Source organism: Polaromonas eurypsychrophila (assembly GCF_014641715.1).
GTDB classification, from domain to species: Bacteria; Pseudomonadota; Gammaproteobacteria; order Burkholderiales; family Burkholderiaceae_C; genus Polaromonas; species Polaromonas eurypsychrophila.
The window spans coordinates 273,980-293,660 of the sequence record NZ_BMIG01000004.1; the positions used below are offsets into that span (position 1 = coordinate 273,980).

At 61.8% G+C, this 19,681-nt stretch carries 17 protein-coding genes and 1 tRNA gene; 4 read left to right on the forward strand and 14 right to left on the reverse strand.

The window, feature by feature from the left end:
• Positions 1-107 precede the first annotated feature (107 nt).
• Complete coding sequence (gene mpl, locus IEX16_RS07885; protein WP_188707800.1) at positions 108-1,532, forward strand: UDP-N-acetylmuramate:L-alanyl-gamma-D-glutamyl-meso-diaminopimelate ligase; 1,425 nt, start codon at positions 108-110, stop codon at positions 1,530-1,532.
• Between the two features lie 65 nt (positions 1,533-1,597).
• Here the strand turns inward: mpl and IEX16_RS07890 are convergent, their stop codons facing one another.
• The 14 genes from IEX16_RS07890 to IEX16_RS07955 form a co-directional block, all read right to left on the reverse strand.
• A complete protein-coding gene (locus IEX16_RS07890) occupies positions 1,598-1,909 on the reverse strand; it encodes a hypothetical protein (RefSeq protein WP_188707877.1) in 312 nt (103 codons plus the stop codon).
• Positions 1,910-2,017: 108 nt separating this feature from the next.
• Positions 2,018-3,046 carry a hypothetical protein gene (locus tag IEX16_RS07895; RefSeq protein ID WP_188707801.1) on the reverse strand — a complete coding sequence of 343 codons (1,029 nt, stop codon included), beginning with the start codon at positions 3,044-3,046 and terminating at the stop codon, positions 2,018-2,020.
• Positions 3,047-3,175: 129 nt separating this feature from the next.
• Positions 3,176-4,303: a 3-deoxy-7-phosphoheptulonate synthase gene (locus IEX16_RS07900; protein ID WP_188707802.1), complete on the reverse strand. Its 1,128-nt coding sequence runs from the start codon at positions 4,301-4,303 to the stop codon at positions 3,176-3,178.
• A gap of 382 nt (positions 4,304-4,685) precedes the next feature.
• Complete coding sequence (locus IEX16_RS07905) at positions 4,686-5,249, reverse strand: hypothetical protein (protein WP_188707803.1); 564 nt, start codon at positions 5,247-5,249, stop codon at positions 4,686-4,688.
• Positions 5,250-5,363: 114 nt separating this feature from the next.
• Positions 5,364-6,896 (reverse strand): metalloprotease TldD, encoded by a 1,533-nt coding sequence (tldD, locus tag IEX16_RS07910; protein ID WP_229676243.1) that lies wholly within the window; start codon positions 6,894-6,896, stop codon positions 5,364-5,366.
• A 93-nt stretch (positions 6,897-6,989) separates the two neighbouring features.
• The gene (locus IEX16_RS07915; protein ID WP_229676244.1) at positions 6,990-7,871 is read right to left on the reverse strand and encodes an NAD(P)-dependent oxidoreductase; all 882 of its coding nucleotides are present in this window, start codon (positions 7,869-7,871) and stop codon (positions 6,990-6,992) included.
• 106 nt (positions 7,872-7,977) lie between these two features.
• Positions 7,978-9,135, reverse strand: coding sequence for a rod shape-determining protein RodA (gene rodA / locus IEX16_RS07920; protein WP_188707804.1), 1,158 nt, complete (start codon positions 9,133-9,135; stop codon positions 7,978-7,980).
• 72 nt (positions 9,136-9,207) lie between these two features.
• Entirely contained in the window at positions 9,208-9,834 is a 627-nt protein-coding gene (pth, locus tag IEX16_RS07925; RefSeq protein ID WP_188707805.1) for an aminoacyl-tRNA hydrolase, read from the reverse strand.
• 232 nt (positions 9,835-10,066) lie between these two features.
• Positions 10,067-10,762 (reverse strand): 50S ribosomal protein L25/general stress protein Ctc, encoded by a 696-nt coding sequence (locus tag IEX16_RS07930; RefSeq protein WP_188707806.1) that lies wholly within the window; start codon positions 10,760-10,762, stop codon positions 10,067-10,069.
• Between the two features lie 231 nt (positions 10,763-10,993).
• Complete coding sequence (locus IEX16_RS07935) at positions 10,994-11,968, reverse strand: ribose-phosphate pyrophosphokinase (RefSeq protein WP_188707807.1); 975 nt, start codon at positions 11,966-11,968, stop codon at positions 10,994-10,996.
• Positions 11,969-12,214: 246 nt separating this feature from the next.
• A tRNA-Gln gene (locus IEX16_RS07940) sits at positions 12,215-12,291 on the reverse strand.
• Between the two features lie 73 nt (positions 12,292-12,364).
• Entirely contained in the window at positions 12,365-13,216 is an 852-nt protein-coding gene (gene ispE / locus IEX16_RS07945; RefSeq protein WP_188707880.1) for a 4-(cytidine 5'-diphospho)-2-C-methyl-D-erythritol kinase, read from the reverse strand.
• An 8-nt stretch (positions 13,217-13,224) separates the two neighbouring features.
• Positions 13,225-13,734: an outer membrane lipoprotein LolB gene (locus tag IEX16_RS07950; RefSeq protein ID WP_188707808.1), complete on the reverse strand. Its 510-nt coding sequence runs from the start codon at positions 13,732-13,734 to the stop codon at positions 13,225-13,227.
• A 25-nt stretch (positions 13,735-13,759) separates the two neighbouring features.
• Entirely contained in the window at positions 13,760-15,547 is a 1,788-nt protein-coding gene (locus IEX16_RS07955) for a tetratricopeptide repeat protein (RefSeq protein ID WP_188707809.1), read from the reverse strand.
• Between the two features lie 61 nt (positions 15,548-15,608).
• Here IEX16_RS07955 and mutM point away from each other — a divergent pair, with 61 nt between their 5' ends.
• The 3 genes from mutM (at position 15,609) to mutY (ending at position 19,620) form a co-directional block, all read left to right on the forward strand.
• Entirely contained in the window at positions 15,609-16,424 is an 816-nt protein-coding gene (gene mutM / locus IEX16_RS07960; RefSeq protein ID WP_188707810.1) for a bifunctional DNA-formamidopyrimidine glycosylase/DNA-(apurinic or apyrimidinic site) lyase, read from the forward strand.
• A gap of 74 nt (positions 16,425-16,498) precedes the next feature.
• On the forward strand, positions 16,499-18,469 hold the full coding sequence (locus tag IEX16_RS07965) for a dynamin family protein (protein ID WP_188707811.1): 1,971 nt from the start codon (positions 16,499-16,501) through the stop codon (positions 18,467-18,469).
• A gap of 11 nt (positions 18,470-18,480) precedes the next feature.
• Entirely contained in the window at positions 18,481-19,620 is a 1,140-nt protein-coding gene (mutY, locus tag IEX16_RS07970; protein WP_188707812.1) for an A/G-specific adenine glycosylase, read from the forward strand.
• Positions 19,621-19,681: the final 61 nt, after the last annotated feature.

Consider the following 19,681-nt stretch of genomic DNA (forward strand, 5'->3'; position numbering starts at 1 on the left):
GCAGGTTCGGCAGGGGCTGGGGTGCTGTTTGGCCCATGATTTTTGACCAGTCCTGCAAGCAGGGCATACTGCCCAGCAGCCTTCGGCCAGCCTCCTAGAATACCTGCATGCACATACATATCCTGGGAATCTGCGGCACCTTCATGGGCGGCCTGGCGGCGCTGGCGCGCGAAGCCGGCCATACCGTCACCGGCTGCGACACCGGCGTCTACCCGCCCATGAGCGACCAGTTGCGGGCGCTCGGCATTGAACTGGTGGAAGGTTACGACGCGGCCCAACTGGCTTTCAAACCCGATGTGTTTGTGGTCGGCAACGTGGTGTCGCGTGCCCGCGGCGGTGACGGCAAGCCCAAATTTCCCTTGATGGAGGCGATTCTCGACGCAGGCCTGTCCTACACCAGCGGCCCGCAATGGCTGTCCGGCCATGTGCTGCATCACCCGACTCATCACGCCACCGGCCCGCGCCATGTGCTGGCAGTGGCTGGCACCCACGGCAAGACCACCACCACCTCCATGCTGGCCTGGATCCTTGAACACGCCGGCCTGCAGCCCGGCTTCCTGGTCGGCGGCGTGCCGCTGAACTTCGGCGTGTCGGCCCGGCTGGGCACGGGCAACACCTTCGTGATCGAGGCCGACGAATACGACACGGCCTTTTTCGACAAGCGCAGCAAGTTTGTCCATTACCGCCCGCGCACCGCGCTGCTCAATAACCTCGAGTTCGACCACGCCGACATTTTTGACGACCTGGCCGCGATCGAGCGGCAGTTTCACCATCTGGTGCGCACGGTGCCCGCGTCGGGCCGCATTGTGGTCAACGCCGGCGAGGCCAGCCTGGCCCGGGTGCTGGCGCAGGGCTGCTGGAGTGAGCAGGTACTCTTCGGAAAAGATACGCCAAAAGGGTTTTCAGCGCACGGTGAGCCGCACGATTTCGAGGTGCGCAGGGACGGCCAGACGGTGGCACGGGTTCAATGGGCCATCAGCGGGGTGCACAACCAGCTCAACGCCCTGGCGGCCATCGCCGCGGCGGAACATGTGGGCGTGGCGCCGGCCTTGGCCGCCGAGGCGCTGGCGGGCTTTCAGAACGTCAAGCGCCGCATGGAAGTGCGCGGCGTGGTGCAGCGCAGCGGCGGCGCCATCACTGTGTATGACGATTTTGCGCACCACCCGACCGCCATCCATACCACCATTGACGGACTGCGCCGCCAGCTCAATGCCGCCGGCAAACAGGGCGAACGCATCCTGGCAATCTTTGAACCACGCAGCAACACCATGAAACTCGGCACCATGACCGCGCAACTGCCTTGGAGCCTGGAGTGCGCCGACTTGGCGTTTTGCCACGCGGGCGGGCTGGACTGGGACGCACGGGCCGCACTGGCGCCCATGGGCGCGCGCGCACAGGTGGCCGACAATATCGACGCGCTGCTGGCCCTGGTGCAGGTGGCGGCGCGGCCCGGCGACCATTTGTTGTGCATGAGCAACGGCGGTTTTGGTGGTATTCATGCCCGCTTGCTCGACGCGCTGCGGGGCGGGTAACGCTATATTTTCGATAGCTGGCTGCCCTTGTCTGGCATGGGCTAGAGGCCTAAAAAGTTCAAAATCTAGCAGCTGAGGCTCATCGCCGCCACATCGATGTGTATCACCGGCTTGGCGAGTGCCGCGCTGGCGGCGCGGGCAAAGGCCTGGGCCCAGGCGGGGTCGGCAAACCGGGCAGGCCCTGCGGCCTGGGCCACCACCAGTATCTTGTCGGTGGTCAGCAGCTTGCCGGTGGGCCGCAGCGGCTCGCAGTCCATTAGCGCGAACTGGTCGTCCAGCCAGACCCTCGCCAGGTCATGCGGCAGTGGCTGCACTTCATCGAGATCCATCCGCACAGGGGGACAGTTTTTGAAGTTGACAGTGACTTCGCTGCGCATGAGGTCCCCGGTATCAAAGCCGACAAAGATGGGAAGAAATACAGCCAAGCTTGAGCGCCTTGGCTTGCCTTGGCAATCGGCTGAAACCCCAGCCGGCAAAAGGCGGGGTTATTTGCGCCCGAGTTGTGCGGGTGCCGTCAAATCCACGCGCAAGCCGGTGCGCGAGGCGTCGGTCGACTCTGACGGCAAGGTGTCGGGTGTTGCCTGCAGGTCGGTCTGTGCCGTGTCCGGCAATGCGCCATGGCTTGAAAAGCCATGCGTCCCGGCCTTGCCAGCGGTGGTGGTGACGGAACCTGCGAAATACAGACTGGCCAAATCCCGCGCCAATTGCACCGACGGCAGCCGGGTCCGCTGCTGCAGCACCGCAAACCCAGCGGACTCGATCGACAGTTCGCGAAGCAGCACCAGTTGCGAGTCCTGCAGCCAGCGCAGGGGAACATCGGGCGCGCGGCGAAAAAACACTGGCTTGCTGCGATAACGCGGCGGCAATACGTCGCGTTTTGTGCGTTGAGTATAGATCCAGCGCAATTGTGAAAGGCTGTTGGGCAGGAAGTGTTCGGGGATGCCACGCGCCGCGAGCGGGCGCCGGTCCCAGCGGGCCAGTTCGAAGTCGACCGGGTCGGCGCTGGGTGCAATGCCAATGCGCCATTCGTGAAAATCCATCACCGCCAGCAAGGCCCCCTTGTAGCTCACCTGGTAAATGCCAGGCAAGAGTTGGTCCTCACGCGCGATCAATTGCCCGCCCAGCACGAATTGGCAGCGCAGGGCACGCAAGCGAACTTCGAACTGTTGCAACACTTTTTGCAGGCTGGGGCCGGAGCTTGGGTCAAAGGTGTACATCGGATCGAGCTCGCTGGACGCCAGTGGCAGCGAGAAGGCAATCGGGCGGTCAATTTCCGCCAGATTGAGTTGAAGCACGCGTTCGGTCGGCCGTCCGGCGAGGATTTTCAGGGTGCCGGCATTGAGCAGCCGGCTTTTTTCGCCACTCACCAGCCAGGCATCGGCCTCGGCAAACGTCCCGCTTTGCCAGGCCGGCCATCCCTTGGGCAATTTCCCGGTCTGCGCATACAGGTGCTTGCTCTGCTCTGGGGTGAATCCGGCCAAACCCAACCAGAGAACAGGCTGCTCAAGAGACATGGCGCTTTCGGGATGAAGGGAGGGGTTTAAAAATCACACGGTGATTGTGCAACAGGACGTAACAACCACTGTACGGGCTTCTTCCTTGCCCGACCTCCACCAAATAGGGGAGATGGGCCATTGCTGGGTTTAAGAGCGGGCGCGTCTGGCTTTGACCGCTTCGGACAAGACATCAAGAACCGCCGTCGAGTCGTCCCAGCTCAAGCAGGCATCGGTGATGCTTTGGCCATATTCGAGTGCCTTCGCGTCGTCTTTGCCGGGCGTGAATTTCTGCGCGCCCGCTTTCAGATGACTCTCGACCATCAGGCCAAACACCTGATGCGAGCCACCCGCGACTTGTGCGGCAATCTCGCGCGCCACATCGAGCTGCTTTTCATGCTGCTTGGAGCTGTTGGCATGGCTGCAATCGACCATCAAGGTGGCCGGCAGTTTCGAGGCTGTCAGCTCCGCGCAAGCCGCAGCCACACTGGCCGCGTCGTAGTTGGGCGCCTTGCCGCCGCGCAGGATCACGTGGCAGTCCTTGTTGCCGTTGGTCTGCACAATCGCCACCTGGCCATTTTTGTGCACCGACAAAAAGTGGTGACCACGCGCCGCCGCCTGGATCGCGTCGGTGGCAATGCGAATGTTGCCGTCGGTGCCGTTTTTGAAGCCGATAGGCGCCGACAGGCCGGAGGCAAGTTCGCGGTGCACCTGGCTTTCGGTGGTACGTGCGCCAATCGCGCCCCAGGCAATCAGGTCGCCGATGTATTGCGGTGAGATCACGTCGAGGAACTCGCTGCCGGCCGGCAGGCCCAGCCGGTTGATGTCGATCAGCAACTGGCGCGCGATGCGCAGGCCTTCGTCGATGCGGAAGGTTTCGTCGAGGTAAGGGTCGTTGATCAGGCCTTTCCAGCCGACGGTGGTGCGCGGTTTTTCAAAATACACGCGCATCACGATTTCCAGCGTACCGGCGTATTTTTTGCGCTGATCGGCCAGACGGCGCGCGTACTCCAGCGCGGCGGTCGGGTCGTGGATGGAACAGGGGCCAATCACCAGCAGCAGGCGGTCGTCCTTGCCGGCCATGATGTTGTGTATGGCCTTGCGGGTTTGCGTGATCAGCGATTCAACCGGGGTGCCGCTGATCGGGAAAAAGCGGATCAAATGCTCGGGAGGTGGCAACACGGTGATGTCCTTGATGCGTTCGTCGTCGGTCTGGCTGGTTTTGTCGACGGGGCTCGCATACCAGGCATCGCTGGTTGGGTTGGCTTTGGCATTCATGGCTGGCTTCCTTCTAGAACTTTGAATAATCAATCAACAGATGCCGCGGGGCAAAAAAAAACCGCCGGGGGTCCGGCGGGTTTTCAAGATTCTGTGGCGTATTTTTCTGATTACGCGAGGATCTCTCTACCGCCGGAGGCGCTTGAGAACCAAAAGTAAGCAAAATAAAATTTCGCGGAGGTCATGGCTGCAATGTAGCACAAGCCGCAGCCAGGGTTACGCGAGGCATCCCTCGACAAGCTCACGACGAACGAAAAAAAGAAACGTGCCGCAAGGACACCTCTTTTCAAGCAGGGGCCGCGGATCTGGCTTCGCCAGTCCGCAGGCGCAGCGCCCCCCCGGGGGGGCAGAGAGCGACACGCAGTGCGCGAACTTGGGGGCCTTATTTCCTCAACCGGCCCCACCAACTCCTGGCTCTGTCTAGCCGCGTCGCATCCAGCGCACCCGACTCGGATTCGGCAGGCATCTGGCCGAGCAGTTGCTCATGTATGTCGATCAGCAGCATGCCTTCGCCCAGCGTGCGCCAGGCGATCAGCTCAAAGTCTTCAAGGCCGATGTCTTGCTCCAGCACGGCGTTGCCTTGGCCTGCTTGGACGGGCGGCAGCAGCCACTGACCAATCAACACCCGGAAATTGTTCAGCGCGGCTAGGTAAGACGCGTATTCGTAGAGGCCGCGCCAAGCCGGGCCCAGACCAATCACCAGTGCGCGGTGTTCACGCAAGGTGGTCATCAGGTCGATCAGTTGCGTGGCGGCTTCGGCCGGTCCGGCAGGGGGCTTGAGCCGGATCAGCACCGCTTCGATACTGACCGACAGGCCGCCCATGCCGTCGGCCAGTTGCAAGGACTCCTCGTCGGCCATGGCCGAGCGCAGGAAGTGGTTGAGCTCGCCGAAGCTCTGGATGCTGGGGAGCTGGGTTGACGGGTCAATCGGCAGCCGCGAGTTCATGGACGCCCCCCGAAACGGCCTTTGGCCGCATCCCCCCACTGAGGGGCGATGCTGGCGGTCCGGCAAAGCCGGTTCCGCGGCATCCTGGAATGGTGTCTCTGCAGCACAGCCCGCCTATGCCGTGCCGCCCACCGTCAGGCCGTCGATGCGCAGTGTCGGTTGGCCCACGCCCACCGGCACACTCTGGCCTTCCTTGCCGCAGGTGCCGACGCCGCTGTCAAGCTGCATGTCGTTGGCGATCATGGTGACGCGGGTCAGCGCATCCGGGCCGTTGCCTACAATCGTCGCGCCCTTGACCGGGTAGAGGATCTTGCCGTTTTCGACCCAGAAAGCTTCGCTTGCGGAGAACACAAACTTGCCCGAGGTGATGTCGACTTGACCACCGCCGAAATTCGTGGCGTACAGGCCTTTCTTGATGCTGGCGACAATTTCTTCGGGTGCCTTGTCGCCGCCCAGCATGTAGGTGTTGGTCATGCGCGGCATCGGCACATGAGCATAACTTTCGCGGCGGCCATTGCCCGTGGGCTTGACACCGGACAGGCGCGCGTTGAGCGAGTCCTGGATATAACCCTTGAGGATGCCGTCTTCGATCAGCACATTGCGTTGGCTGGCATGGCCCTCGTCATCGACGTTGAGCGAGCCGCGGCGATCGGCGATTGTGCCGTCATCGAGCACGGTGACGCCTTTGGCGGCCACACGCTCACCGATCCGGCCTGCAAACGCGCTCGATCCCTTGCGGTTGAAGTCGCCTTCCAGGCCGTGGCCGATGGCCTCGTGCAAGAGGATGCCGGGCCAGCCAGGGCCCAGCACCACGGTCATTTCGCCCGCAGGCGCCGGCCGCGCTTCGAGGTTGGACAGAGCAGCCTTGACCGCATCATCGACATATTCATTGATTTGCGCCTCGTCGAAATAGGCCAGGCCGAAACGCCCGCCACCGCCGCCCGAGCCCATTTCGCGGCGGCTCACACCGGCGACTTTTTTCTCGGCAATCACCGTGACCGACAGGCGCACCAAGGGCCTTACGTCGGCGGCCAGCGTGCCGTCAGCACGCGCCACCATCACCACGTCGTATTCGCTGGCCAGGCCGGCCATGACCTGCACGATACGCGGGTCTTTGGCCTTGGCGAGTTTCTCCACTTTTTCGAGCAGCTTGACTTTGGCTGTGCTGTTCAGTGTTGTGATCGGGTCCATGTCCTGATACAGCGCGCGGCCGGGCGCGACCTTGCGTGAGGGTACCTTGACGCGACCGGCGCGGGTGGCTGCCGAAATGGTGCGCACGGTGCGCGCGGCGTCAAGCAGGGAGACTTCGGAGATGTCGTCGGAGTACGCAAAAGCTGTTTTCTCGCCGCTGACCGCACGCACGCCGACTCCTTGGTCGATGCTGAAGGAACCGGTCTTGACGATGCCTTCTTCCAGGCTCCAGCCCTCGCTGCGTGTGTACTGGAAATACAGGTCGGCATCGTCCACGCCCCAGGACGTGATTTCACCCAAGGCCCGCGTCAGATGCGCCTCGGTCAGTCCGAACGGCGCCAGCAACAGTTTCTGCGCGATCTCCAACCGCTGCGAAGTCGCGTCGGCGCTGGGCCGGGCGCTGGATGCGGAGACTGGCCGACGAGCGGAAGACGACGATGATTTGAGTGAGGTCATGCGATCATTGTAGGCAGTCTGCCCCACCTCTGTGCCGCAGGGCTTTCTTCTGCCGAAGCGCCGCGCGCCTGAAAATCCACGCGTAATCCTGGACTAACGGTTTGCCAGGTATTTGAAAATGGCCGCGTCGTCGAGTTCGGCCAACCCGGCTTGGTGCGCCTCGGCAAACACCTGGCTGGCGCGCGCACCCAGGGGCCCCTCAAAGCCGGCGGCTTTCGCAGCCTCCAGCGCCAGCCGCGTGTCTTTTTCAAGCAAGGTGATATGCGCGCGCGGTGCGTAGTCGCCGGCAATCGCGCGGCGCAGGCGGTCCGAGCCGATCCAGCTTTGGCCGCTCGATTGTTCAATCACATCCAGCGTGCGCCCGGCATCCAGCCCCAGCCGTTCAGCCAGCGCCAGCACCTCGGCGGCACCGACCAGGTTGATGCCTGCAAGCAAGTTGTTGACCAGCTTGGTGCGGGCGCCGTCACCTGGCCGGTCGCTGATCCGGAACACCTTGGCAGACACGGCCTGCAGCAGTGTCGTCTGCGCCTCATACACCGCCGGCGCGCAGGCCACCATCAGGCTCATGGAGCCGTCGCGCGCCCGCGCCGGACCGCCGGACATGGGCGCATCGACAGTGAATACCCCGATTGCTGCCAGCCGGGTGGCAAAATTCTCCACCTCCTGCGGCGCAATCGTCGGGCACAGCAGCACGGTATGCCCCGGCTGCAGCATGCGGGCCAGTCCGTGGTCGCCGAACAGCACCTCGGCCGTTTGCGCGGCATCCACCACGCAGACAACAAATGCTACGGAATCAATAGCTGCTTGCGCAGGTGTGGCAAGGGCTAGAGCTCCTTTTTTCTCAAGAGCGGCGACTTTGGAGGGGTCGATGTCGCAGACCTGCACGGTCCAGCCTTGCGCCAGCAGGTGGGCTGCCATGGCGCCGCCCATGTTGCCGGCGCCAATGATGGCAACTATTTGTTTTACGGGTATCACGACGACGCCTCAGTTGAATCTCCAGCACTCAAAACTGGAGGTTTCGGCGTCCCCGCAGTCTTTCGCCTTGTCGATCCCCGCTTTGCGGGCCCCCTCGCCAAACGGCTCATGACTGCACGAGCCGTTTGGCCTTGGAAATCGACATCAGGATGCCGACGGCGAGACCTAGCGTGACCATGGCCGTGCCGCCGTAGCTGATGAAGGGCAGAGGCACGCCGACCACTGGCAGGATGCCGCTGACCATGCCCATGTTGACGAAGGCATAGGTGAAAAAGATCATGGTCACGGCCCCGGCAAGCAGGCGCGAAAACAGCGTGGACGCCTCCAGTGCAATGACCAGTCCGCGCAAGATCAGGAAGATGAAGGCGGCGATCAAAGCCAGGTTGCCGAGCAGTCCGAACTCTTCGGAATAGGCCGCAAAGATGAAGTCGGTGGTGCGCTCGGGGATGAATTCGAGGTGGGTCTGGGTGCCCTGCATGAAACCTTTGCCCAGCAGTCCGCCGGAGCCAATGGCAATCATGCCCTGAATGATGTGAAAGCCCTTGCCCAGCGGATCGCGCGTCGGGTCCAGCAGGGTGCAGATGCGCTGCTGCTGGTAGTCATGCAAGACTGGCCAGCGCACACCCTTGGCGCAAAGTTCGGGCTCGAACCAGATCAGCAGTAAGACGCCAACCAGGCCCAGCAGCACGGGAGGCAAAATCAATTTCCAGCTCAGGCCGGCAAAAAAGATCACTGCCAGGCCGGCGGCCAGCACCAGCAGCGAGGTGCCCAGATCGGGCTGTTTCATGATCAGGCCGACCGGGACCAGCAGCAGCAAACCAGCCACGATGAAGTCGAGCGGGCGCAACTGGCCTTCGCGTTTTTGGAACCACCAGGCCAGCATCAACGGCATGGCGATTTTCAGAATTTCGCTGGGCTGGATCACGGTGATACCCACATTGAGCCAGCGCGTGGCGCCTTTTTTGGTGATGCCAAAAATCGCCACCGCCACCAGCAAGGCCACGCCAGCGATATACAGAGGCACGGCAAACGCCATCAGGCGCTGCGGCGGAACCTGCGCCACAACAAACATGATGGCCCCGGCAATCAGCATGTTGCGGCCATGGTCGAGAAAGCGGCTGCCGTGGTCGAAACCGGATGAATACATGATCAGCAGCCCGGCGCCAGCGAGTAGAAAAACAGCAAATGCCAGCAGACCGTCAAAGCCCTGGAACATCGGGGCTGCGCGCTGGAAAACAGAAGGTTTGTCGAAAACGGCGGACATAAAAGAGATTATCGGCCAGGCCGGTGCTGCGGGGATGCCAAAAGCTGTTTCTTGGGGGGCCGCGCCGCAGTTTTAATCGTTTTCGGAGTTTTCAGTCTCAGGCTTGCGCGGCGGTTTCGGCCGCGGCGGCGCGCTGGTGTGAATCAGCATCGTGGCTTTCTCCATCTCGCCGGCCAACAGCGCCGGCAGGGCTTTGAGCGAACGGGCGATGCTGTCCTCAATTGCCACGCGGTGTTCCTGCGAGGGCTTCTTCAGTACCCAGTCGATCACCTCGGACTTCACGCCCGGATGGCCGACACCGATGCGCAGGCGCCAGTAGTCACCGGTGCCCAGTTGCGCGTGGATGTCGCGCAGACCGTTGTGGCCGGCGTGGCTGCCGCCGAACTTGAGTTTGGCCTGACCGGGGACAATGTCGAGTTCGTCATGCGCCACCAGAATTTCTTCGGAAGCGATCTTGAAAAAGCGCGCCAACGCGGCCACCGACTTGCCAGACACATTCATGAACGTCATTGGCTCCAGCAACCAAACGGTTTGCCCGGCAATGGAGGTTCTGGCCACGCGGCCATGGTAGGTTTTGTCCAGCGCTGGCGACACCTTCAACTCGCGCGCGAGCGCGTCGGTCCACCAGAAACCGGCGTTGTGGCGGGTCGCTTCGTATTCAGCGCCCGGGTTGCCCAGGCCAACAAAAAGTTTGATCATCGGAAAATTTCCATAAATCCAATTCTAGGGCGCATGGCGGCGTTGCCCGGTGCTCGGAATCCTCATGCACTGGAGTGCACTTCGGTATCCTGCGCGCCGTGCGCCTTGCCCTGCATCCCCAAAATTGAATTTCTGGAAATTTCCGTTCGGGGTAGAGCCAACCAAAAAAAAGGCCCTTGCCCTGAGAGAGGGCAAGGGCCGTGGGCCTTTTCAGGCCTGATCGGGAAGCCGATTACTTCTTGGCAACAGGCTTGGCAGCATCAGCCTTGGCGCCGGCTTTGGCGTCCTTGGCGGCAGCAGCTTTGGCTGCTTTCGGATCGACCGGTGCGGCGGCTGCAGCGGCTGCAGCAGCATCGGCTTCGGCTTCTTCCGACACGGAAGACACAGACACCAGCACCGGGTTGTCCTGGCCCTTGGCCACAAATTTCACGCCTTTTGGCAGCGTGATGTCCTTGAGGTGCAGCGGGCTGCCTTTTTTCAGGCCGCTCAGATCGACAGCGATGAATTCAGGCAGGTCTTTGGGCAGGCAGGAAATGCTCAGCTCGGTCATCACATGGTTGACCAGGCAGTTTTCCGTTTTGACCGCAGGAGACTCTTCTTCACCGCTGTAGTGCAGCGGCACTTTCATGGTCAGGCGGGTCCGGGCGTCCACACGCTGGAAGTCAATGTGCAGGATCAGTTGCTTGAACGGATGCATCTGAAGATCGCGCAGCAGAACCTTTTCGGTTTTCCCGCCCATTTCCATCTCGAGGACGGAAGCGTGGAAAGCTTCTTTCTTGATGGCGTGGAACAAGGCGTTGTGATCGAGTTCGATCAGCGCCGGCTCACCGGTGCCACCATAAACAATACCGGGCGTGCGGCCGGTGATGCGGAGACGGCGGCTCGCACCCGTGCCCTGCTTGGCGCGCTCAAAAGCGACGAATTTCATAATCTTCTCCAAAAGAGGTAAGCCGCGACCAGCTCACCCTGACTTGGAAAGTCCCATAAATCCAGTTCTTGGGCGCATGGCGGCGTTTCGCGGTGCCCGGAATCCTCATGCACTGAAGTGCATTCCGGTGTCCTGCGCTCCGGGCACCTTGCCCTGCATCCCAATAATCGAATTTCTGAAACCTTCCGTAAAAAAGCTGCACAAAAAATGCAGCCGGCTTTTTGTCCCGGATCAGAACAGGTTGTCCTGGTCCGAAAACAAACTCATGACCGACTCTCCGTTGGCGATGCGCTGGATGGTTTCGGCAATCAGCGGGGCCACGGAGAGTTGGCGAATTTTCTTGCAGTCCTGCGCGCTCTGGCTCAGCGGAATGGTGTTGGTGATCACCACCTCGTCGAGCGCGTCGCCTTGCGCAATGCGTTCAATCGCCGGGCCTGAAAAAATCGGGTGCGTGCAATACGCGTAAACTTTTTTGGCGCCGCGCTCCTTGAGCACCTCGGCAGCTTTGACCAGCGTGCCGGCGGTGTCGATCATGTCGTCCATGATCACGCAGTTGCGCCCATCAATGTCGCCGATCACATGCATCACTTCCGACACATTGGCCTTGGGCCGACGTTTGTCGATGATGGCCATGTCGCAACCGAGCTGCTTGGCCAGCGCACGTGCGCGCACCACGCCGCCCACGTCGGGCGAGACTACCATCAGGTCGTTGTAGTCCTTCTGGCGCAGGTCGCCCAGCAGCACCGGTGAGGCGTAGATGTTGTCCACCGGAATGTCGAAGAAGCCCTGGATCTGGTCGGCATGCAGGTCCATGGTCAAAACACGCGAGACACCGACGGCCTGCAGCATGTTGGCCACCACCTTGGCGGTGATGGGCACGCGGGCTGAGCGCGGACGGCGGTCCTGGCGGGCGTAGCCGAAGTAGGGGATGACGGCGGAAATGCGTTCTGCGGAAGCGCGCTTGAGCGCGTCCACCATGATCAGCAACTCCATCAGGTTTTCGTTGGTTGGCGCGCAGGTTGACTGGACCACAAACACATCGCGCGCGCGCACGTTCTGCTGAATCTCGACCGTTACTTCGCCGTCCGAAAAACGCCCGACATGGGCCGCACCCAGCGAGATGCCCAAATGCTGGGCAATTTCAGAGGCCATGCCCGGATTGGCATTGCCGGTGAAAAGCATGAAGTCGGGATGGTGCGTTTGCATGTGGGGCCCAGCGGATGTCTAGGTAGGAAATCGTGGCTGAAATCAGGTTGGCAATAAAAGCATCAAAACACGGACGCAGTGTGCCCATTCCATGTCACGGCGGCTTATCCGCAGGATCGGGCTTGCGATCCATCCCTCGAAGGGCGTGACCGAAGCCGTGAGGCCAAAGACATTCAACAGTCAGCGAGCACGGACCCGGTTTTCGTCGGGTCTAAAAACACGGGCCTCACAGGGACCCGAAAATTTTGGCAGGGGTGGAAGGAGTCGAACCTGCGAATGCCGGAATCAAAATCCGGTGCCTTAACCAACTTGGCGACACCCCTACACAGGTCAGCTACAGAATCTGCAACTAACCCTTAATCGTTGTTCATGAAGATACATTTCATGGCCGTTATGTTACCAACCGGCCAGAGGATGCATCTCCAGGTTGCTGCACTTGTGGACCTGCCAGCCGCCGGGAGCGACCGCCAATTCCATCTTGTGCGGCAAATGCGCAAAAACAGCACTTCCCGAGCCAGTCATACGGCCCTGTAATCCTTGCATGGAGAGCCAGTCAAGTGACTGGCCAACCTGCGGACACAGAGTCTGCGCGACTGGCTGCAGGTCGTTGTGGCCGAATCCGTAAATACGACCTTCACAGTGTGCAGCAAAGCCTCGGATTGTAGCAGTTTCTGTATCGCGTTTGAGCTGCGGCGCCTTGAAAATCGCGTCGGTCGGCAGCCCGGCCGGTGGTTTCACGACCACAAAACGTGCTGGCGGCAAAGTCAGCGGCGTGATTTTTTCGCCGATGCCTTCGACCCAGGCATGGCTGCCACCTAAAAAGAACGGCACATCCGCCCCCAGGCCGAGGGCGATCTCCTGCAGCTTTCCGGGCGGCAGTGTCACGCCCCAAAGGCGCTGCAGGGCCAGGAGGCAGCTGGCCGCATCCGATGAGCCGCCGCCCATGCCCGCCTGCGAGGGAATTCGCTTGTCCAGCCAGATGTTGGCGCCCAGGGGGGTGGCGCTGGCGAGTTGCAGCGCGCGCGCCGCGCGCACCACAAGGTCCTCGGCTGGCAGAGCGGGGTTCGGCGTGCCCACGTCGCTGCGCGTGATGCGGCCGTCGCTGCGCAACTCGAAATGCAGGGTGTCGCACCAGTCGATCAGCATGAACACTGATTGCAGCAGGTGGTAGCCGTCGGCCCGACGTCCGTTAATGTGCAGAAACAGGTTGAGCTTGGCCGGCGCCGCGACGTCGTAGATCGCCTTCAGGGCGGAGCTCATTGCGCCAGCACGATGCGCAGGTCGGTGCGCGGTTGTGGCGTGGTCCGGCTGGCCGAAATGCGGCCCTCGGCCTGTTGTGACAGGTCGGCGCTCCAGCCGGCCAGCGCGATGTTTTTGCCAGCCAGCCAGTCAAACAGGGCCGCCAGGGGAAGTGCCGCGCCGGTGACTTTTTCAATCAGTGCGTCGACCGAATCAAACCGCTGGACCTGGCCGCCGGAGTCGAGCACAGCTTCCCCCGGCGACCAGCGCAGGACGGCCAGGCTGGTGCCCAGCGGACTGTTCAGCACCAGTTCACCTTGCGCCGGGGTGCCGCGCAACTCAAAACCGGCGAAAAACGCCTGTACAGGATCACTCTGCACCTGCAGGCTGATGCGCCCTGACCAGACCGAATTTTTAGCTTCATTTTGGCCTTCAGCCCTTGGCTGATGGGCGCAGCCAGCTATAAAAATAGTAGCAAACAGCAGGGAGGAAGCGAGGGCCTGGCGCAGGCACGGCAAAGTGGGCAAATCAGGAACTCCAGCCAACGATGGCTTACAGCTTGACCCGAAGGCGTTTCAGCGTTTCGAGCAGGGTTTCGTTCTCCGGGTTGAGCAGCATGCCTTCTTTCCAGACGGCGATCGCCTTGTCGCGTTGGCCCAGGCTCCACATGACCTCGCCATAATGCGCAGCGATTTCAGCATCGGGCTTGGCCTTGTAAGCGACTTCAAAAATCCTGACGGCTTCAGCCTTGTTGCCTAGGCGGAATTCGACCCAGCCCAAGCTGTCCTGGATGAAGGGGTCGGCCGGCGCAAATTCCAGCGCTTTCTGGATCAACTGCCGGGCCTCGGGCAGGCGCACATTGCGCTCGGCCAGCGAGTAACCAAGCGCGTTGTAGGCGTGGTGGTAATCGGGCTTGAGCTGGACCAATTGACGCAGCAGCCGTTCCATTTCAGCCAGGGAGCCAAGTTTTTCGGCCATCATGGCCTGGTCGTAAAGCAGCTCGGGTTCGGTCGGGAACTTCATGACCGCCTGCGCCAGCAAGTCGTACGCGCTTTTGTATTCCTTCTGATCGCGAAGCAGGGAGATTTCTGCCATCAGTTTGATGCGCGCATCCTCGGGCTTGCGCTCAGGCAAAGCCCGGATCAACTGGCGGGCTTCCGCCAGCTTGCCCTGCCTGGCCAGCAGTGAGGCGCGCCGGCTCTGGGCCTGCACCAGCTCCTGCGAGTTGGAAATTTTCGCCAGCCAGCTTTCGGCGCCGGCAAAATCCTTGCGCTTTTCGGCTAACTGGGCCAGCGAGAGGTAAGCCTGGGACAGGCCACGCGTGGCCTGCTCGTTTTGTTCGCCCTGCTGGGCCAACTCGACGTAACGCAGAAGTGAGGTCTGCGACGCTGCGAGCTGGTTGTCCTGCAACTGCAGGGAGCCCAGCACCAGCCAACCTTCCGGATACTCGGGTTTTTCACGGGTAACCACCTGCAACTGCGCGCTGGCCTCGGCATACCGCTGTGTATCAAGCAAGTTGCGTGCATAGGCCATGCGGATGTCTGGCAAAGCTCGGGCATTGCCTTCGAGGTATTTTTTGACCAAGGTTTCGGCGCGCGGGAGTTTGGGGTCCATCAACTCCAGTGCCAGCAGGGCAGGACCTTCGGCGGTCGCTTCCGCTATCTGCGCGCGTTCGCTGGCGTCCAGCGCGCCCATTGGCTCACCGGCCGCCAGCCGCATGCGGCCGACGGCGGTCCAGGCTGCGGCGCTGGTGGCCGGTGCGGCCAAGGGGTCGGTCAGCGCCTGCTCAAGCACACCTGCAGCCAGTTTTTTATCAGCCGCCCTGGCATACAGCCGCGGTAGTGTGGCGATGACCTGCGACTGCTCCATCAGGGGAGTCAGCTTCAGTTCAGTACGCAGGGGTTCCACGGTTTCGGTGATGCGGTTCAGCGCGATCAGAATTTGCAGCACATAACGGTTGGCCTCGCGCGAAGCCGGCAGCGCCTGGCGCCAGGCTTGCGCCGCCTGCAGGGCGGCATCTCCGGAGCGCGATTGCAGTGCAATGTCGGCAGCGCGCTGGTAGAGCTGAGGGTCTTTGGTCTTGCGTGCGGCGTCCAGGATCAGCGCAAAACCCGCCGACGGTTCGCCAGCCCGGGTGTTGATCTCACCGATCAGCAACTGGTAGAACAACTCGCCGTCCAGACTGGAGGGTGCTGGCGGCGCCAGAGCTGCCGCGGGGGCTTCCGGGCGGGCAGCTTCCGGCAGTGCTGGCGGCACCGTCTGGGCGGGTTGGGCCACGGCTGGCGGCAGGGCCAAGCAAAGCGCAGAAAGCGCGGTCAGGGCGCAGATCAGTTGTTTCATCGAACCATGATAATTCAAGCTCCTTGCCCCTGCCGGGCATGTCAATGATTGCTGTAAGCCCATGCCTGAACTGCCCGAAGTCGAAGTTACCCGTCTAAGCTTTGCTGACCGCATCGCCGGCGCAAAAATCATCAGCCTGCAGATGGGCAAGCCGCTGCGCTGGCCACTGGGCTGTGATCCCTCGAAGCTGGTCGGGCACACCGTGCTGCAGGTGCGCCGGCGCGGCAAATACCTGCTGCTCGACACCAGCGGTGGCCTGCTCCTGATTCACCTGGGCATGTCCGGCAGCCTGGGGTTTGCTCTGGACCTGCCCCCACCGGGCAAACATGATCACTTTGAGATGCGAACCACCGCTGGCAGCCTGCGACTGCATGATCCGCGCCGTTTCGGCGCTGTCGTCTATGCATCTTCCGAGGACGATACCGGTGCGCGCAAGCTGCTCGGACGGCTCGGCGTGGAGCCGCTGGGCGAGGACTTTGATGCGTTGGCTTTCCACGCGGCCCTGCAGTTGCGTCAAACCGCGATCAAGCAGGTGCTGCTGGGCGGCGAAATCGTAGTCGGAGTGGGCAATATCTATGCCTCCGAAGCCTTGTTCATGGCGGGGATTCGGCCGACGGTGCGGGCCGCGCGGCTCAGCAAACCACGCGCCGCCCGGCTGCATGCAGCGATCCGAGAGGTGCTGGCGCAAGCCGTGGCCAAAGGCGGCAGCACCTTGAAGGATTTTTCAAACGCGCAAGGCGACAGCGGTTATTTTCAGCTTGAAGCCCGGGTTTATGACCGTACAGGCCTGCCGTGCAAGGTCTGCTTGGCGCCCATACGCAGCATGCGGCAGGGTCAGCGCTCTACTTTTTTCTGTGTCAACTGTCAGAAACCCTGAAAACCACACACAGTCGCTGATGGCCGATTCGGGTGAGCGATGCTATATTGTTTGACCTATGTCCACAGCCCACCATGTCCTTTAACGAACAATTCGACCAGCACGGCGCATGGCGGCGCGAATTTGCGCTGAGACTCAAGCTGTTGTCCGAATGGCTGAAAGACCACGACCTGATCAATGCCGCCGTGGAGGAGCGCCTGCTCCGGCTGGAAACGCAGGTGCGCTCCGACAAGGTCATGGTGGCTTTTGTCGCCGAGTTTTCGCGCGGCAAGTCCGAGTTGATCAATGCGATCTTTTTTGCCGGTTACGGTCGTCGCATCATGCCGGCCAGTGCCGGCCGAACCACCATGTGCCCGACCGAGCTGGGCTACGACGCGGACATCCCGCCCTGCCTGCGGCTGCTGCCTATCGAAACCCGGCTCAAGCCCCAGGCGCTGATGGAGTGGCGCGCGGTTCCCGAAAAATGGACGCGCGTGGACCTCGATGTGAACGACCCCGTGCAGCTTGCGCAGGCACTGGAGAAAGTTGCCGAGGTTCGCCACGTGACCCGTGACGAGGCCCGCGCGCTGGGCTTCTGGCATGACGACGCTCCCGAGGACAATCCGCGGATCGATGCGCAAGGCATGGTCGAGGTGCCCAAGTGGCGCCATGCATTGATCAACATTGCCCATCCGCTGCTCAAGCAGGGCCTGGTCATTCTCGATACCCCTGGCCTCAATGCGATAGGCGCGGAGCCGGAACTGACGGTCAGCCTGATTCCGCAGGCGCACGCTGTGGTGTTTATTCTCGCGGCCGACACCGGTGTCACGAAGTCAGACCTGGCGATCTGGCGCGAACACCTCGTCACTGACAGCGACGACAACGACGCCCGCCTGGTGGTGCTCAATAAAATTGACACCTTGTGGGATGCGCTGAGCACACCCGCGCAGATTCAGGCTCAGATAGACCGGCAGCGGGCCACCTCGGCCGAAATCCTCGGTTTGCCGGTGTCTCAGGTGATTCCCGTCTCCGCGCAGAAAGGACTCGTGGCGAAAGTCACCGCCGACGACAAGTTGCTGCAGGCAAGCTGCCTGCCGGAGCTGGAGTTGGCGCTGGCGCAAGGTGTGATGGGGCAGCGGCAAAAAATTCTGCGTTCCGCAGTCACCGGTGGTATCACAGAGCTTCGTGCCGAGGCAGGCCGCGTCATCCATATTCGCCGGCGCGATCTGGCCGAGCAGATGATCGAGTTGCGTGGCCTGCGCGGCAAAAATACACAGGTCATCAAACACATGCGCTCGCGCATCGAGCAAGAGCAGCTCGAATTCAATACCAGCGGCGCCAAGATCCATGCGGTGCGCTCGATTCACCTGAAGTTGCTTCGGGAAGTGTTTACCCTGCTGGGTACGCCCACGCTGAAATCCGAGCTGGCACAACTGACCGAAGTGCTCAAGCAGCCTGGCATCAAGCTGGGCGTCAAAAAGGCCTATGGGCAGACCTTTGGACGGCTGCACGAGAGCTTGAAAAATGCCCAGCGCACCAGTGCCGAGATCCAGAGCATGCTGGCTGGCACGTTCAAGCAGCTCAATGCCGAGTTCGGGTTTTCACTGCAAGCACCCAAAGAGCCCGAGATGTCCCAATTCATCGTTGATCTGGAGCAGATCGAACGCAGCCATTTGCAGTACCTGGGCGTTGCCAACATCCTCAAGCTGGCTCAGCCGGAGTTTTCCGAACGCCTGGTGCGTGCGCTGGCAACGCGCTTGCGGGTGGTGTACGAAACCGCGCTTGGCGAGGTCGAACTCTGGAACAAGTCGGCGGCTTCGCAGCTTGATGCCCAGTTGAAAGAGCGCCGTAAAAATTTCGGCCGCCGCATTGAGGCGATAGAGCGCATCCAACAGGCGGCCACTGGCCTTGATGAACGCATCGACGAAATTGAGCGTCACGAGCGCGAGGTCAACGAACTGGACGGCAAGCTCAATGATTTGACGGCGCAACTGACCAGCGCACCCGTCAGTCGGCAGAACCCTTCGCTGCACACCGAAGCTGCACCCTTGACCCAAGCCGCCTGAATGAACGTGCGATGGCGCTGACCCGCACGCGCCGCCTCGGCTCGTCCTCGCTTTCTTCCCGGAAAACCTCATTTGCCGACAGGTCTGAACCAGCGGGCGTAACTGCTGCGCTCACGCCTGCTTTTTCGACCCAGCTCGTGCGCTGGCAAAAAAGTCATGGCCGCCACAGCCTGCCCTGGCAGAACACGCGTGACCCCTACCGCGTCTGGTTGTCCGAGATCATGCTGCAGCAAACCCAGGTGGCGACGGTGCTGGACTACTACACGCGCTTTCTGCAGTGCTTTCCCGCAGTGGCCGACCTGGCCGCAGCAAAGTCGGACGAGGTGTTGGGCCTGTGGAGCGGCCTCGGTTATTACAGCCGGGCCCGCAACCTTCACCGCTGCGCGCAGGACGTGGTGCGGCTGCATGGCGGGCAGTTTCCGCAGACGGCGGAGCTACTGCAAACCCTGCCGGGCATCGGGCCTTCAACGGCCGCAGCGATTGCCTCCTTTTGTTTTTCCGAACGTGTGGCCATCCTCGACGGCAACGTCAAACGCGTGCTGACGCGGTTGACCGCTTTTTCCGGCGACCTCGCATCGAGCGCGCAGGAGCGCGCCTTGTTAGGCATCGCGACCGAACTGCTGCCGCGTCGCAAACTGCTGGAGGACATGCCGCGCTACACCCAGGGCATCATGGACCTGGGGGCATCCATCTGCACCAGCCGCCAGCCATCCTGCCTGTTGTGTCCTGTGCAGGGCCTTTGTCTGGGGTTGGCCGGCGGCGCGCCGGAGACTTATCCGGTCAAGACCCGCAAGCTCAAGCGCAGTGCCATGTCACTGAGCCTGCTGTGGGCCGAACGTAGCGACGGCGCGGTCTGGCTGGAGCGCCGACCCACAACCGGCATCTGGGGCGGGCTGTACTGTTTTCCGGTGTTCGCCAGTGAGGATGAACTGTTGGGCGCTTTGCCGGCAGCGCAGCAGAACAATCTGCAGGCTACTCCACCCTTTGTGCATGTGTTGACACACAAGGATTTGCGTTTGTCGCCGATGCGGCTGGCGCTGCCGGCCAGGCAGGCCGACACCCTGCGTCTCCCCGGCGACGGCGCCTGGTTGGCGCGGGACGCCTGGACGGCGCTGGGCCTGCCGGCGCCGATTCGCAAGCTGCTGGGGTAAACGCTGCGATTTATCAGAAAAATCGGCTTTCAGCCCATGTCCAGTATTCACGGATAGCTAT